Origin of the sequence: Algoriphagus vanfongensis DSM 17529, from assembly GCF_000429465.1 — a bacterium.
Taxonomy (GTDB): Bacteria; Bacteroidota; Bacteroidia; order Cytophagales; family Cyclobacteriaceae; genus Algoriphagus; species Algoriphagus vanfongensis.
On sequence record NZ_AUBX01000010.1, the window covers coordinates 358,653 to 374,229 of the forward strand.

18 protein-coding genes are annotated in these 15,577 nt (G+C 41.2%); 10 read left to right on the forward strand and 8 right to left on the reverse strand.

Annotation, left to right across the window (positions count from 1 at the left end; genetic code table 11):
- The first annotated feature begins 7 nt into the window (after positions 1–7).
- The 8 genes from G460_RS0106735 (at position 8) to G460_RS0106770 (ending at position 6,151) form a co-directional block, all read left to right on the forward strand.
- Positions 8–733, forward strand: a complete 726-nt coding sequence (locus G460_RS0106735; RefSeq protein WP_026954643.1) for a class I SAM-dependent methyltransferase — start codon at positions 8–10, stop codon at positions 731–733.
- Positions 733–1,797, forward strand: coding sequence for an AIR synthase family protein (locus G460_RS0106740; protein WP_026954644.1), 1,065 nt, complete (start codon positions 733–735; stop codon positions 1,795–1,797). The genes G460_RS0106735 and G460_RS0106740 overlap by 1 nt, the downstream gene beginning before the upstream one ends.
- The gene (locus G460_RS0106745) at positions 1,794–2,420 is read left to right on the forward strand and encodes a thiamine phosphate synthase (RefSeq protein WP_026954645.1); all 627 of its coding nucleotides are present in this window, start codon (positions 1,794–1,796) and stop codon (positions 2,418–2,420) included. The genes G460_RS0106740 and G460_RS0106745 overlap by 4 nt, the downstream gene beginning before the upstream one ends.
- A 4-nt stretch (positions 2,421–2,424) precedes the next feature.
- The gene (locus tag G460_RS0106750; RefSeq protein WP_026954646.1) at positions 2,425–2,712 is read left to right on the forward strand and encodes a Trm112 family protein; all 288 of its coding nucleotides are present in this window, start codon (positions 2,425–2,427) and stop codon (positions 2,710–2,712) included.
- A gap of 86 nt (positions 2,713–2,798) precedes the next feature.
- The gene (locus G460_RS0106755) at positions 2,799–3,443 is read left to right on the forward strand and encodes a SatD family protein (protein ID WP_026954647.1); all 645 of its coding nucleotides are present in this window, start codon (positions 2,799–2,801) and stop codon (positions 3,441–3,443) included.
- The gene (locus tag G460_RS0106760; protein WP_026954648.1) at positions 3,440–4,153 is read left to right on the forward strand and encodes a DUF3307 domain-containing protein; all 714 of its coding nucleotides are present in this window, start codon (positions 3,440–3,442) and stop codon (positions 4,151–4,153) included. Before G460_RS0106755 ends, G460_RS0106760 begins: the two co-directional genes overlap by 4 nt.
- 5 nt (positions 4,154–4,158) lie before the next feature.
- Positions 4,159–5,079 (forward strand): alpha/beta hydrolase, encoded by a 921-nt coding sequence (locus tag G460_RS0106765; RefSeq protein ID WP_026954649.1) that lies wholly within the window; start codon positions 4,159–4,161, stop codon positions 5,077–5,079.
- A gap of 379 nt (positions 5,080–5,458) precedes the next feature.
- A complete protein-coding gene (locus G460_RS0106770; RefSeq protein WP_026954650.1) occupies positions 5,459–6,151 on the forward strand; it encodes an HAD family hydrolase in 693 nt (230 codons plus the stop codon).
- A gap of 213 nt (positions 6,152–6,364) precedes the next feature.
- On the opposite strand, the gene G460_RS0106780 is transcribed toward G460_RS0106770, so the two are convergent.
- The 4 genes from G460_RS0106780 to G460_RS22620 all read right to left on the reverse strand — a co-directional run bounded on the left by G460_RS0106780 (position 6,365) and on the right by G460_RS22620 (position 10,168).
- Positions 6,365–6,793 carry a hypothetical protein gene (locus tag G460_RS0106780; RefSeq protein ID WP_157366878.1) on the reverse strand — a complete coding sequence of 143 codons (429 nt, stop codon included), beginning with the start codon at positions 6,791–6,793 and terminating at the stop codon, positions 6,365–6,367.
- 58 nt (positions 6,794–6,851) lie between these two features.
- Positions 6,852–7,412, reverse strand: a complete 561-nt coding sequence (locus G460_RS0106785; RefSeq protein ID WP_157366879.1) for a hypothetical protein — start codon at positions 7,410–7,412, stop codon at positions 6,852–6,854.
- A gap of 110 nt (positions 7,413–7,522) precedes the next feature.
- The gene (locus G460_RS22615) at positions 7,523–8,968 is read right to left on the reverse strand and encodes an AAA domain-containing protein (protein WP_342667604.1); all 1,446 of its coding nucleotides are present in this window, start codon (positions 8,966–8,968) and stop codon (positions 7,523–7,525) included.
- A 9-nt stretch (positions 8,969–8,977) separates the two neighbouring features.
- A complete protein-coding gene (locus G460_RS22620) occupies positions 8,978–10,168 on the reverse strand; it encodes an AAA domain-containing protein (protein WP_051315948.1) in 1,191 nt (396 codons plus the stop codon).
- 286 nt (positions 10,169–10,454) lie between these two features.
- On the opposite strand from G460_RS22620, the gene G460_RS21555 reads away from it, so the two are divergent.
- Positions 10,455–10,844: a single-stranded DNA-binding protein gene (locus G460_RS21555; RefSeq protein WP_051315987.1), complete on the forward strand. Its 390-nt coding sequence runs from the start codon at positions 10,455–10,457 to the stop codon at positions 10,842–10,844.
- Between the two features lie 313 nt (positions 10,845–11,157).
- Here G460_RS21555 and G460_RS23515 read toward each other — a convergent pair whose 3' ends face one another.
- The 3 genes from G460_RS23515 to G460_RS0106815 form a co-directional block, all read right to left on the reverse strand.
- Positions 11,158–11,325 carry a DeoR family transcriptional regulator gene (locus G460_RS23515; RefSeq protein ID WP_084421192.1) on the reverse strand — a complete coding sequence of 56 codons (168 nt, stop codon included), beginning with the start codon at positions 11,323–11,325 and terminating at the stop codon, positions 11,158–11,160.
- A 688-nt stretch (positions 11,326–12,013) separates the two neighbouring features.
- Positions 12,014–12,400 carry a hypothetical protein gene (locus G460_RS0106810; protein WP_026954654.1) on the reverse strand — a complete coding sequence of 129 codons (387 nt, stop codon included), beginning with the start codon at positions 12,398–12,400 and terminating at the stop codon, positions 12,014–12,016.
- A gap of 178 nt (positions 12,401–12,578) precedes the next feature.
- Complete coding sequence (locus G460_RS0106815) at positions 12,579–13,346, reverse strand: Lcl domain-containing protein (RefSeq protein ID WP_026954655.1); 768 nt, start codon at positions 13,344–13,346, stop codon at positions 12,579–12,581.
- 279 nt (positions 13,347–13,625) lie between these two features.
- Between G460_RS0106815 and G460_RS0106820 the strand changes: the two genes are divergently transcribed.
- A complete protein-coding gene (locus G460_RS0106820; protein WP_026954656.1) occupies positions 13,626–14,015 on the forward strand; it encodes a single-stranded DNA-binding protein in 390 nt (129 codons plus the stop codon).
- A gap of 391 nt (positions 14,016–14,406) precedes the next feature.
- On the opposite strand, the gene G460_RS0106825 is transcribed toward G460_RS0106820, so the two are convergent.
- On the reverse strand, positions 14,407–15,498 hold the full coding sequence (locus G460_RS0106825; protein WP_026954657.1) for an alpha/beta hydrolase: 1,092 nt from the start codon (positions 15,496–15,498) through the stop codon (positions 14,407–14,409).
- Positions 15,499–15,577 lie beyond the last annotated feature (79 nt).

A 15,577-nucleotide genomic window follows, 5' to 3' on the forward strand; every position in this document is an offset into this window, starting at 1 on the left:
TAGACGAATGAGCGAACTGATCAAAAAAGAAAATTACCAAGTGGCGCCGGAAGAACTCCGGACTTGGCAAGGGCGTAAAGAGTGGTTTTTTAATCGAGATGATACCGATCATTACGAGCAATACTACGAGGGTCCCTACAAAGAACAGGAGATTTGGCAGAAAAGGACTTTGGAAGGCCTGATCAAGCAGGATCATCGAGTCAAAACCCTTTTGGAATTCGGCTGTGGAACTACCCGCTTTACGCGATGGTGGCATGAAATCGGCCTGGAAGCTACAGGTGGAGACATTTCTCCCTTTATGCTTGCCCAGGGCGTACAGTTATTTGACGGGGATCTGGTACTGGCAGACTCTCATCACATGCCCTTCAAGGATCATTCCTTCGATGCCTTGGCTTTTGTGACCACTTTCGAATATTACAAAAATCCTGTAGCCGTCATCCGAGAAGCTGTCCGAGTTGGTAAATATGGGATCATTTTCGGAATGATGAATCGCAACACGCCCAAGCTAATCCGAAGGAGAGTGCAGCAGGTTTTTGGAAAAAACAATTACTATGTCACGGCCAATTTCTACACACCTGCTTCACTAAAAGCCTTAGTAGCAGAAGCACTACCGGATCGTGACTACAGCATAGAATGGAATGCAACCGGCCTTCCCAAGTGGTTTCCCAAGCAACAATGGAAAGTCCCCTATGGAGATTTCTTCGGATTTCATGTCAAACTCAATGATGTGTAATGGGAGCTTTTGAGGATTTTTCCGGAAAAATCAGTGCTGCTGTTTTCAAAAAAGACTTGCTCAACCGCCGTGGAGCCAGTCGGGATGAGGTGATTTGTGGGCCTCAGTTTGGAGTGGATACTGCCCTCATCGATTTGGAAAATGGCAATGCTTTGGCTGTTTCCAGCGATCCTTTGTCACTGATTCCCTCATTAGGGATGAAAGTTTCGGCTTGGCTATCCATCCATTTACTAGCCAATGATTTATGCACAACGGGTTTTGCTCCGCAGTATGCACAGTTTGTACTCAATCTCCCATCGAGCATGAGCAGAGAGCAATTTGGAGAATATTGGCAGTACATTCATGAGCTTTGCACGGATCTGAATATAGCGATCACGGGGGGCCATACAGGACAGGTTCCCGGTCAGGAATCCACCATTTCGGGTGGTGGAACGATGTTTTTGCAAGCTCCCAAAGAAAAACTCCTCTCAAGCAATAGGGCAAAAGCCGGGAATTCGATCATCCTCACCAAAGGAGCTGCTTTGTCGAGCACCTCTTTGCTGGCTATGGCCTTCCCTAATTTTGTATCAGATGCTCTGGGTGATGAGATCCAGCATAAGGCCGCTGCCAATTTCTGGAAGCTTTCCGTACTTCCAGAAGCTCTTTTGGCGTCCTCTACCCTCCTGCCGAATAAGGAACTCTTGGCCATGCACGATGTCACTGAGGGAGGTGTTTTGGGGGCATTGGATGAAATGGCAGATGCATCTGGTTTGGGTTTTTCTGTCAAGAAATCGGGAATTCCTGTTTCAGATGAAGTTGAAAAAGTAGCCAAGCTTTTTGGAATTGACCCTTTGATCTCAATCGGAGCTGGAGCCTTGTTGATGGCCGTGGAAGAAGGTTCAGAAGAAAAACTACTTCAAGCCTATCAGGAAAAAGGCATTGAAGCCTCCTGTATCGGCCAGTTCACCGCTGATCCGAAAAAAGAAATCATAGCTGAAAAGAATCAAAAATCAATCTTTGATTTTAACGGGAAAGACCCATACTGGGACGCCTTTTATGAAGCTATCAAATCTGGAAAATCATGAAGCAAATCAAAGGATTGTATTTGGTATTGGACCCTTCTCAGGATTGGTCCTTGCTATTGGGAAAGTTGAAAGAGGCGCTTAGGGCCGGAGTCGGTGTGGTTCAGATATGGAATCACTGGCAGAAAGGTATCCAAGAAGAGGACAAAATCAGCTTTTGCAAATCAGTAGTAGAGTTTGCGGAGTCCTTTTCTGCACCCGTCTTGGTCAATGAGGACTGGAAGCTGGCACTGAAAGCCAAGGTGGACGGAGTTCATTTTGATCAAATCCCAATAAACTGGGATCTAGTCAAAGTGAAACTCCAACATAAGATAACAGGATTGACTGTCGGAAACGATCTAGAAACGATCCGATGGGCAGATCAAAATCAGATGTCCTACATCAGTTTTTGCTCGGTATTCCCCTCTTCCTCCGTGGATACCTGCGAACTTGTGGACCCAGACACAATCCGACAAGCTCAGAACCTGACGAGTTTACCCATTTTCCTTTCCGGAGGAATCAAACCCGAAAACCTGCATCTTTTGCAGGAATTCTCCTATCAAGGGCTAGCAGTCATTTCAGGGATTTTGAATCAGGAAGATCCCAAGGCTGCCACCCAGAATTATCTCAAACAAATGAAACACTAATCGTATGAACAGGAAATTATTAGATAAACTCTGCTGTCCTTTTGATAAAAAGGACCTCAATCTGGAAGTATTTCAGGAGACGGAAGACCAACAAATCATCGAAGGCATATTGACTTGCACTAGCTGCAACAGATATTTCCCCATCATCTATGGCATTCCCATCATGACCCCGGATGAGTACCGAGAAAAATCCCTAGAACTTCCCAGCTTAAAGAGATGGGGACTTGAAATGGCTGCAGGCCAACAGTCCTTTCAGCTTGCTGCCCCCGAAAACTTTAAAAAGCTAGAGTAATATCGTCATAAAAAGCGATATTTGATTTTATCGTCTAAAAAAACGATATTTAAGATTATCGCTCAAATAAACGATAAAATCAGACTATGATAGCAGTCATAAAAGGAGATATCATGTCTTCGAGAAAAATTCAAAATCCGGAAGTCTGGCTGATACCACTTCAAAAACTTATGGGAAAATGGGGAGAACAGCCTAAGGATTGGGAATTGGTCTGGGGGGATTTTTTCCAATTGGAAGTAAAAAACCCAGCGGAATCCCTTCATAAGGCCATCCAAATCAAGATTTTGATCAAAAGCATCTCTGAGCCCAATATCTCCAAAACATCCAGTCCCATTGACGTGAGAATGTCTATCGGGATAGGGGAAAAAACCTATGGAGGAGCTCGTATTTCCGAAAGCAACGGACCGGCATTTATTCACTCCAGTGAGCAATTTGACAGGCTAAAAAAGGAAAAAGTAAACCTTGCGATCCAAAGTCCATGGAAAGACATGGATGAGGAGATCAATCTTTACCTCAAATTGGCCGGGATATTTATGGACAAGTGGTCTTTATCCTCCGCCGAACTCATGCAGATCATCTGGGCTGATCCCCAGGCGACTCAAGAGGAAGTCGGACGGAAACTCGGAATCAAACAAAACTCAGTCAGTGACAGATTCAAAAGAGCCAATGTCGAAGAACTGATGGAAATCGAACAGATTTTTAGGAAAAAACTCCAGAACCATCTGCCATGATCATCCTTCTCAAGCTTCTCCTTGCGCATCTGATCGGTGATTTTGTCCTTCAGCCCAGCTCTTGGGTTCAAGAAAAAGAGCAACTGAAAGTCAGATCTTGGAAGCTTTACTTACACTTCCTCATCCACGGACTATTGACAGCGATCCTTCTTTTTGACAAGGCTTTATGGTATATCCCCATTTTGGTAGTCATTCTCCATGGAGCTATCGATCTACTCAAAATTTACTCTCAGACAGGAAAAAATAGGGTATTTTGGTTTATTCTGGATCAATGCCTCCACGTATTAAGTTTAATAGGCATTTGGCTGGTAATAACTCAAAAAACACCTGACATCCTCCCTCTTTTTTCATCAGTCTATTTTTTGGCAATAGTGACAGGTTTGCTGTTCGTCACCCAAGTTTCGGCCCTCTTGCTACAGGTATTGCTAAAAAACTGGTCCAAAGAACTCGATCTACCAAAAAAATATTCTCTACAGCAGGCCGGCAAATACATAGGAATATTGGAAAGACTGTTTGTCTTCACCTTTGTGTTGCTAGGCAAATGGGAAGCTGTAGGTTTTCTCCTCACTGCAAAATCTGTCTTCAGATTCAGTGATCTCAGCAGATCTAAGGACCGAAAATTGACTGAATATATTTTAGTGGGCACTCTTTTAAGTTTTGCATTAGCAATCTCTGCAGGACTTTTTGTAAACTGGGTTTCCAAAATTTAACCTTTATGCAAAAAGCGATCTATTTCCTATCCCTATTTTTAATTTCAACGGCTACGATGGCTCAAAATCACATTATTCCTCTCTGGGAAGGCACGCCTCCGCTGCAGGAGGACATGGGGTTTGAAGAAGAGGTTCGTCAGGAGAATATCATTCGCATCGCGAACGTACAGATACCCACCATCGAAGTTTACCTACCGAATAAGTCAATTGCTACGGGCCAAGCCGTGATGATTTTCCCGGGAGGTGGCTACGGCATTTTGGCTTATGACTGGGAAGGAACAGATTTCGCCAAGTGGCTAAACGCACAAGGCATCGCAGGGATCGTCGTCAAATACAGACTTCCTATCTCCAAATCCCTGACCGATCCCAAAGAAGTACCATTGCTCGACGCTCAGCGGGCCATCCGTCTGACAAGAGCCCATGCCGCTGAGTGGAACATCAATCCGGCAAATGTGGGAATCATGGGCTTTTCGGCTGGTGGACACCTTGCTTCCACCCTTAGCACCCAATATGCTCATGAGCTGGATCGCAGCAAAGATGAGATAGACTTACTTGACGCCAGACCAGCGTTTTCCATTTTGGTCTATCCCGTGATCACTTTCCAAGAGAAATACACTCACGGTGGCTCGAAGAAAAGCCTTTTGGGAGAAAACCCTTCCCCAGAATTGGTAGATCGCTTTTCTAACGAGAAAAATGTCACGGAGCAGACACCTCCGACGTTTTTGGTTCATGCGCAAGATGATACAGGCGTGCCAATCGAAAACAGTCTTTTGTACTATCAAGCATTGCATCAGCATGGCATCCCGGCTTCATTGCATATCTATCCAAAAGGTGGTCATGGCTTTTCCTTTGGCTTGGGAAAGGGTCCTGTCGAAAACTGGCGAGACGTACTGCTTGACTGGATGAAGGCTTTGGAGAGCAATTGAGAAACATTCTTTAAATGAGTATCCGCTTTTGCGCATCCTCCCCATTTTCATTTGCTATAAGGACTGGAAGACAGGAGACAGGAGACAGAAGCGGCCTGGAACTCTCTATAGGGCTTCTTTTTAGCCGTCTTCATATTAAACTGGTGTGATCACGGGTAATCATATTTCATTAAATGATTTCTAAAATTTCATTCAATAAATCAGCTTTCATTCCGTACGAAAAAAAGGTAAGGTCTGACTCTCAATAGAATGGCTATGGACTGTCGTCGGCCGTCGGTGGTCGAGTCTCTACACTTCAGAAGTTCTATTAGTTAAAAGCAAATAAACTCAAAAACCCCAACCCTGCGGTCTTTGGACCATGGATAATACGCTTAACCCTATGCCTATTCAAGTAATTGCATTTGACGCGGACGACACACTCTGGGTCAACGAACCATTTTTTCGGGAAGCAGAAGAAAAGTTCGCTTCGCTGCTGGAGGATTTCCTACCGGCTCATCAAAGCATCAAAGAACTCTACCGTACCGAAATCCAAAACCTCAGCCTCTATGGCTACGGGATCAAAGGATTCATGCTATCCATGATCGAAACGGCCATGAATGTGACGGATCAACAGATGCCCATAGCCCTGATCGAGAAAGTGATTCAAATCGGCAGAGAAATGCTAGAAAAGCCTGTTGAGCTGCTCCCAGGAGTCGAGGAGGTTCTTCAGTCCCTCAATGGAGATTATCGAATTGTACTGGCGACAAAAGGGGATTTGCTGGATCAGGAACGCAAACTCAAAAAGTCAGGATTGGAACAGTATTTTCACCATATCGAAATCATGAGTGAAAAGAAAGTAGCTGATTTCGACAAGTTAATCCGGCACTTGGATGTGAAACCCGAGGAGTTTGTCATGCTAGGAAATAGTCTTAAGTCCGATATTTTGCCTGTTTTGGAGTTGGGAGGACATGCGATTCATATTCCTTTCCATATCACATGGGAGCATGAGCAGGTGGACCATGTCATCGAGCATGAGCGATTTACGGAAGTGGAAAATATCAATTTGGCCGCTGAGTTGATTCGGGGGATGTAGGGTGGTGGGAGGTTGGAAGTTTGGATGTTGGATGTTGGATTTCAATTTTCCTCTTCCTATTATCTCTTTGTCTTTGCAACGGACCGGCTAAGCTTTCAAACGGATTTTACAAAAGCTATCGTGTCGGCTATGAGTAAAAATGGTGGACAAGTAAAAACCTCGCGGACTGCCGCCATGCCCCCTGAAGCTTAGATATTATTGGGCGTTCCGGCTTTATTTTATTTTTTTAAATTCTTTTCTCGTTCTGTTGTCGGCAATTGTCATTACAATCACTCCTGTAAATGGTTTACACCAAATAAATTCTTCGGTCTGTTGTTCTAATATCACAATGTCCGTATTCTCAAAAGTCAACTGATTTATTAAGAAATTCTGAGTTTTTAGATCAATTGTGTCTGTAATCAGAATTCCATCTATTATGAAAATCGGAGATTCCAAATTTTGGTCAGTCGTTGTTGCATTTCTGTTAAATAAAAGTCGTTGTCTTATGGATTCAAATTGAGATTTATCGTCCAAGGCTTTTACTTTTTTTAGCCAATCAAAATTGTCTTGACTTGTCATTTTATATGTCTGGTCAGTCGGAACTTGTCCAAACGAAAAAATGGAAATAGTCAAAAACGCTAGTATCGTTAAAAATCTTTTCATTTCATTATTTTCAGCATGAAGCACAACGGTTTGGCTATGAGCAGGCGGGCTTTAAAAGCTACTTTCCTGTCAGCCGAAACCATAGTTTTTTAAAAGTATTATCGTTTCGTTTAGCACTGTCCGCCCGCCTGCTTGTAGGTGTTGTTGTGCTTTCGTCCTTTTTTATTTTTTTAATTCTCATGTGTTCTTCTGGTCCAAATCTGTCGAACACGTAATGGACTATTTGAACCGACTCAAATTTCCAAGCATAATTTTTATATCCTTCGTTTCCATTTGCTTCTGAAGTCGGTTTTCCAAATTCTTTTTCGAAATGAGATTGAAAGTTGTTAAATGATTTCTCAAGGTCGTTGTAGTCTGTTCGGAAAAATTCCAATTCGTTTAAATTTCCGTTTTTCCTGGGTTCAAAGTGAAATCCGAGCATACAACATAGTCCATTCAAGGATGTACATGAAATGGTGTAATAGCCTGCCGTTACATGCTTAAAGTCGTGTCCATTCAATTTCTGAGTCAAAGTCTGTTCGTCAATGTCCCAAGGAACGAAAATGTCGGGTTCGTCAATTTTATATCCTTCTTGAATGTTCATTTTGTCTTTTTCTGCATGAAGCACAACGAATTGCATATGACTTGTGGCGGTTTCGAAGTCCCGCAACTTCGGGATCCACCGAAACCAAAGTTGGCTACAAATTGAAACTTTGCTAACGACCAGATATGGCACGTGCCTCTGGCCTTTCAAATATCGGTCAAGTTTCGGTTTCCCAATTCAGTATTAGATAGCTCAGTAGAGGCATGTGCTATATTGTTAGTTAGCGGTTCGCCTATATTCCGTTTTATGTTTTGTAGTTCAACCAACTTACTTCTCAATCTTTCCTTTTCGTTGCTTTCATTTGTTCTAAAGCGCAGAATTGGAAAGTTATACTTCTCCAAGATTCTGTCTTTCATCTTATCCCTGTCGGCTTGCTTAGTTCCACCTTTGTGATATTCAAAGCCATCAACTTCTATTCCGAGCACAGAAGCTTTACTAAGCTTATTGTATATCAAAAAGTCAAGGTGTGTCAATGGATTTGATGCGTATTTCACTTCTTGTTCGTCTAGCTTAGAGAAATCCCTAATGAGGTGTCTTATGGGGAAGTGAAGGAGGATATCATACTTCAAAAATTGGTCTTCAGCCAAGACTTGTTTGATTAGTTGAAACATTAGATTCTCACTATCAAACTCTGAAACCTTCCCGGATTTCGCGATAATCTTTGCTCGTTCCTCCTCATAGCCCCTATATAGCAAATCGAAAATGGAGCTTAACTCACTTTGTACAATTGAGAAGTTGTTATACTCAATGTATTTTATCAAATCAGAAATGTTGTTATCGCTTTCATTGTCATTTCCATTGACAATAACAATCAATTGATCTATGGCTCTGGAGACTGCTACATTTAAACGATTAGGATTATCCGTAAACTCTGAGATATCATTATCAACCGTTGAAAGAATGATAACTTCATTCTCTCTGCCCTGAAACTTGTCAACCGTATCGGATTTAATGGATGTCCCCTGAAATGCACTTTGCAATGCATTAGTTTGATTGCGATAGGGAGTAACAATTCCTAAATCCACATTTTCCAGGTTCTCATTTGGAATGATCTCCTGTTTTATCATGTCTATTTGTCGTTGATTCATTCGCTCTCTTGCGTGATTCCCGTGAGCCGTTTTATAAACAACAAGAGGCTGGCGCTTCTCAGGGTATTGTGTGTGAATAATGAGTTGACTGTCATAGAATTTCTTGTTGCAGAATTCTATGATTTTCGGATGGCACCTATAATGTTCTCTCAGAAGCGTCTTTGGAACATTGGGGAATAATTCAAGGAGGGATGATAGCAAGCTGTGATTTGCATAACGATAAGGTTCTTGCAGTTGGTAAGCATTGAAAACCATGTCAGTTTTCTCTTGCATATTGGCATCAACCACGTTCGGCAATTGCTTAGTATCTCCAACAATGACCGCTCGTTTAGCACATGATAAAGCCAGTGCACCAGTTGCCAAATCAACTTGCGAGGATTCATCAATGATCACATAATCGTAAGAAATGTCCTCAGATAAGCTTTGTCTCAATGAGTAAGTTGTACTCATAATGACGGGGTAATCTTTAATGAATTTGTCTGACTGAAAGCGAAGTTCTGAAATCGTATAGGGTTATCGATTTTGGTTATTGTATCGCTTACACAATTCCGCCTTAAGGAGTTGCATTGACGTTTCTGAGTATTCTTTCATTTTGTCGTCAAATGAAAAATTCTGTAAAGAAGTTTCTAATGATTCTATTCTTCGAATAAGTTCACTAATCTTGGTTGGATAATACTTTGACTGACAGATGTAAATCATCTCACCAAGTGAATTGGTATAGAATGACTTATCCTTAATACCGTATTTCAGTCGAAAAATGAATCTTTTGATGAATCCGATTTTCCTATGTCTGTTGCCAAATGATTCCAGTGTTATCCAAAATTGAAGGATTTTATCAGCCGTGATATCTCTTCGAAACGCTACAGTTTTCTCCGCTTTGTCCTTATGTGTTTCTTTGAAGTGTTCGTATTCCGTTTCGATGTTTTCAAGTTGAAGTTTTAATAACGCCAACTCATTTTTCTTACTAAGATTTTCGGAGAGCACGGAAACAAGCGTGGTTGCCCTTTCTTTCAAGTTTGCTTTTTCTTCATCATCCAAATGGAATTCCGATAGGTCGGGAATTGCTTTTTGCGAATCAATGAACTCCTTTTTGTTTTGAGAGTTTCCAAGAAGTGCTGCTATAAATTCAACGCCGTTTTTCTCAAGCTTTTCATAGACATTCTTGGTAGCTGAGTTATTGCTTGACACCACCGCCACACTTTGCTCATTCAAAATAGCATTAGCAATGATGTTCAGAATGGTTTGTGTTTTGCCCGTTCCCGGTGGGCCTTCAATTACACTGAGATTGTTGGAAAAGGCAATATTTACAGCCTTTCGTTGGCTTAGATTAAAACCAAAAGGGAAAAAATCAGGATTTGTTTTGCTTCCTTTGGCGGCAGATAAAGAATGATTTAAAAAAGCCTCAAGCACACAGTCTTCTTGAATGGCAGCAATGCTTTCGTAACTCCTTGCCAGTATATTGTTCCCTTCTTCTGTTTTTAGTCCTACAGTTTCTGCAATTTCTTTTAGATAATTGAAGACGTTAAATGCCTTGTCACTGCTTACAGCTGTTCTTACAATTCTTGCTCTCGTTCTGCTATAAAAGAACTCCTTGTTCGTGTTGTGGAATACGATTCTTATTTTGTCGCCTTGATACGAATACTCAGCAATTCTATCTGTTTTGTCTTTTTCGTCAATGTATATCAGTTCTCTTCTAAGCGACATTTTCCAATAATGATTTTTGCTGATTTCGCTTGGAGTCCTCTAAAAGTGACCGCTAACGTGCTTATATACCTAATTCAATTTTTTCTTCTCTAAACCTACTCATTTTTTCTAAAAATTATTCTGCCATAACTCCCTAGAATCAAGGATTATCCGATGACAAACGACTACTGTCGGATACTAACGACTGCTTCCCGACTAATTCTTGCCCCCCTCCTGAACTTTGGTCCATCAAGTTTTTCCTCTGGCGAAACGAAAAATCAAATTCACAATCAAAACAACAAACATCATGAATGCGCTAAGAAACAAAGTTCAGCTAATCGGCCGCATGGGCGACAAAATCCAAGTCAAAACTTTCGACTCTGGAAAAATCAAAGGAAGTGTCAATCTCGCTACCAGTGAGACCTACAGAAATGCAAAAGGCGAAAAGGTCAGCGAAACCACTTGGCACCATCTCATCGTCTGGGGCAAGCAAGCAGAAATCCTAGAAAAATATACCGACAAAGGATCTGAAATCGCCGTCGAAGGCAAGATCAGCAACCGCGACTTTACCGACAAGGACGGTGTCAAAAAATACATCACCGAGATCATCGTCCACGAGTTCCTGCTCATGGGTGGCAATAAAGCCAAATCACAAACAACAACTAGTGAAACTGATGAGGAAGACCTTCCTTTTTAAGCAAGAAAGCACGTAAGCGGAGGTCGAATGGCTTGCGCTTTTTTTGGATTGGTGGACTCTTTTTAGCTCTAAACTTTCGGTTACCAACAGAGATCCCTTAGGTTTTCTTAGTTCAAGTATTCCTTGTATTTTCCCTTTCGAGGTAGGCCTTTTCGGTTTACCACCGTTCGGTGGACGGACATACTATTTGACTAGTTTCGGTATGTGCGGTTGCCTTGTGCGACTTGGTCCCGAAAGCTTTCGGGATGTATGGCTGAGAAGGATAGGCTGTTTATTGGACATTTATCGGACATTTCACCTAGTTATCGGCCATTTATCGGTCGATTTTATCTTTATAAAGGTATTCGGATGTTTTTAAATCGCCTGTTTTTATCAATAAGCCTTTTTCTTCTAAATCAATAATGTCTCTTCGAGCAGTTCGGTCGCCAATATCAAATTTCTCCGTTTCCCACGAGTCTATCTTGAGCCAATTAGAATTCATTTGATCCAATTGGTTATAATTCGTAAAGCACCCATTCAAACCTCTGGTGGTATTTTCCGATCCTCACTGATAGGAGAAAGTTGATTCTAATTGCTTCTTCGGCGTCAAATCAGGTCATTTTGTGTTAGTTAGTGTCTATCGTGGGTGCATAAGTAGTGCCTCGTTTCTCATCTATCTGCCTGTCCAAATTAGTGAAAGTGTCCATTTTGACTTTTCCAGAATGAATGAGGAATACCGTAGAACTCACACTTGTAAAATGGTAATTCAAGAACAATCCTAATTGTCAGCATGATTATGAAGGAAAAATTTGCTCTCCGTTTGTTCTCTTTTTGTTTTATGTAACTATGTTCCAATGCAACCCCCGTAATGAAGATAAGCAAGTACATTGTCCCTTGAGCTACAGCTATTAGATAGTCCTTAAGTCGTAAATAGACTTCTCTCTTCTCAAAGACATAGTAAAAATCCACATACTTTTCCCAGTTCCAGAGCAACAAAAGAGTACTTAGTCCAATAAGTCCCCAGCCTATTAATTTATCTCTCATCTATGCTTTGCCTACAACGATTTGCATATGGCTTATCACGGTTTCGAAGTCCCGCAACTGCGGGATCCACCGAAACCAAAACTCGCTACAAATTGAAACTTTGCTAACAGACTTTTAATCACCATAAGCTACATGCGTTTTTGTGCTCAGTTTTCTACTTTTTTTGTATGACAGTCAATGTTCAGGGCTATTCCATTTTTTCCTAAACGTTCAAGTTCTTTAGGACTTAATTCCAAAGCACATTGGTGTTCGTATTCATATATAAGCCAAATCAAAATATTCTCCTTACCAACCCCAATGGATTTTAACCTTTCAAAGTTTGGTTCAAGTAAGTCCATGAAAACATTAATGAAGTCAACATAAATGTCATTTTCTTCATCTTCCAATAGTTGTAGCCACCAAGTTGAAGGTTTATCGGTTTCATCAAATTTTGATTTTTCATGTTTTTGAGGAGTCCGCCCAAATATTTCTGTCACTCTATTATAAGTGTCCCAACTCGGTTCAAAGTCAAGATATAGATTTAAATATTTCATTTTTTAATACAGCACAAATTCCCTATATCCCGAACACTATTTTTTCATCCCTAAACCTAGAAATTTTCTCAAAAAAGGAAGCTTCACTCAATAAACTAGATTCTATATCAAGTTATAAAAGCACCCACAATCTTTACCCAGAAATTCCCCAGAAGAGAGCCAACAATTGAACAATTTTTTAGCCCTTGGCACTTCTGACAAAAAGCACAAAATATTTGGTATCCAGCTTGACATCACCGGGCGGCCAGTTCCCATCTACTGCCCATGCGCATCCGCTGTGGGCCAGATTGGCAGACCAAAGTAAGTTTTGGGATAGTTTTTTTAAGTTGGGGAAGAGTCGTTCTCTCAAAGCTACCGCTTTGTCACTACTAAATGATTGGTAGCCTTCCTCCTCTTTGACCACAAAACTCAGGCTATTAAGTTCATAAGCTGTGGGCATACGCCAATCATCGTAATTGGCAAACAGAATCGTTGCTTTTCCCATCTGGTAGTGATCCATCAAATTCGAAGTCGTTAAGTCTTTCTCACTAATGGTTCCTGTTGGGTTATGTCCCGCAGCAGCCCCCTTCCCAAAATAATGGGATGCCTCATACCAATCTAAGCTCACTGGCTCTCCGACAAATTCTCTTCCATTCCAATTCATTCCCCAAGGTGCTCTGATCCACATTAACTCATTCTTTGTATCAATCATCACCCCATTTGGCTGAATGATAAATTGTCCAAAAAAAGGATCTTCTAGGAATTCATTTTCTTTAGCTTGCATGTACTCCCTGTTTTGCCCAAAATCAGTTTGCTTGATCTTTTTAAGCTGTATTAGTTTCGATTCACGGATGCGGGGAGTAGAGAAATGAGAAGAAATATACCATCCGATCAGGCCGCTGATTCCTATTCCGGCAGCAAAAAAGATAAAGTCCCGGGATGAGATGATTTCTAAAACCTGTTCCATTTCAAAACTTAAAATCCAGACCAGCAATTAAAAAAGCTACACGTATACACCGGTCTAGGCATGATCAGATAATTTCCTTCTCCTAAACCTACTCATTTTTTCTAAAAATTATTCTGCCATAATTCCCTAGAATCAAAGATTATCCGATGACAAACGACTACTATCGGATACTAACGACTGCTTCCCGACTAATTCTTGCCCCGCCTCTGAACTTTGGACCATCAAGTTTTTCCTCTGGCGAAACGAAAAATCAAACTCACAATTTAAACAACAAACATCATGAATGCGCTAAGAAACAAAGTTCAGCTAATCGGCCGTATGGGCGACAAAATCCAAGTCAAAACTTTCGACTCCGGTAAAATCAAAGGTAGTGTCAATCTCGCTACCAGTGAGACCTACAGAAATGCACAAGGCGAAAAAGTCAGTGAGACCACCTGGCACCATCTCGTCGTCTGGGGCAAGCAAGCGGAAATCCTAGAAAAATACACGGACAAAGGATCTGAAATCGCCATCGAAGGCAAAATCACCAACCGCGACTATACGGATAAAGATGGAGTCAAAAAATACATCACCGAGATAGTCGTCCACGAGTTTCTGCTCATGGGTGGCAACAAAGCCAAATCACAAACAACCGCTGGTGAATCTGAGGAAGATGACCTTCCTTTTTGAGGAGTACCTCGTGCCTTTGAGTATAAACATTGATGTAGAAGAACTGTCATTTCGACACCTTCCACCCAACTATATTTATCTTTAAATAGTCAGGTAATACATCAAACACTAAAAAACTTACTCCTCAATCACTATTTGGAAAAGGATAAATCCTTTTCCAAATAGTACAAACAAGGTAAAATAAACAGACTCTCTAAGAGTAATATCCTAGTGAGTTTGGTGATAAACTTACCAATAACCTCAGAAATGAAAATGATAAAACCCTCCTGAAGCGGCAATGAAAAAACTCATAAAATACTGATATCTAACTACTTATATAGACATAGAGCTATTCAATGACACGTCTAAGGATTTAACTAGGCCCTCCATAGAGGTATTGCTTTACAATCCACTATTTATCCTCAAAATTCAAATACCGCTTTTTGGCGTGTTTACTTTGCGGATAATAGACAGTATTCCTCCGAAGCAATTCCTTTGCTTGTTCATTCAGTTCCTGCCGCTCACACACCTTTGCCAAATCATCAATCATCTTTTCATCAGGCAATACGCGATATCCAAGTCTTTTGGAAACTTCTTCATAGTGCCCATCTAGTAGGCTTGGGTCTTTCATCACCTGCTTTACAGGCATTTCATAGCCTTCAAAAATAAACCTCAGAGCCTCATACTCTGCCGGCACGACTACACTTCCATGCCCTTCTTTTTCATAGAAAGTATACCGATACCGCAGCGGACTACCTGGCTGAAGCCGGTTGAATTCATCACGAAACTTAAACAGAGCATTATGATGGTCTTCACCAGATCCGGAGTCATTAGCTTTTGCAAGGAAAAGTGTTTTCCCTTCATACTTCAAAGGATTCCAAAGACTATCGATACTGCTTAGCAGCTTTTCACTATCCCACCACATGCTGGCATCTATGGGTACATAAGCATCAAATCTCTCCGGATGGGTGATGAGGGCATTGGCTACTGCAAGGCCTCCAAAAGAATGGCCGATCAGAATTTCATAGCCATTCGTTCTGAACTCTTGATTGACCCAAGCTTTCAATTCCTGTTCGACAAACTCCATGAACTGCAGATTCCCTCCACTACTAGAAAAGTCTGCTCTTTTCCATTCCTCCGGAGTTGCCATTGCTGTTGGAGTCAATTCTTGAGTTCGGTCTTTTTGAATGATTCCCACAAGAATAACCTCTGGCATTTCGGCATACAAGCCACTGGACAAGCGATTTGTCTGAGCCACTAGGTTTTCGAAATGTAAATTTCCATCGAAAAAATAGCATACTGGATAGTTCTTTTGACTATAGATACTGTCTTCATAACTATCAGGTAGGCTGATCCAAATTTCTCGCTCTTCGTCCAAAATTTGAGATGAAATCTGGTATTGGTGACCAATGGTAATCGGTTTTTGAGCTAGAGCTACATGGTATTGCAAAAGGAAAGCAATAAGGTAAAGTCCAGTTTTATATTGAAATACATCAATACTCATATTTTTTTGGCTTTTGTTTTTTGAATGTCCCGCAAATATATACTTTTGTCGCAAATTTAATTTAGACTAATTACAAACA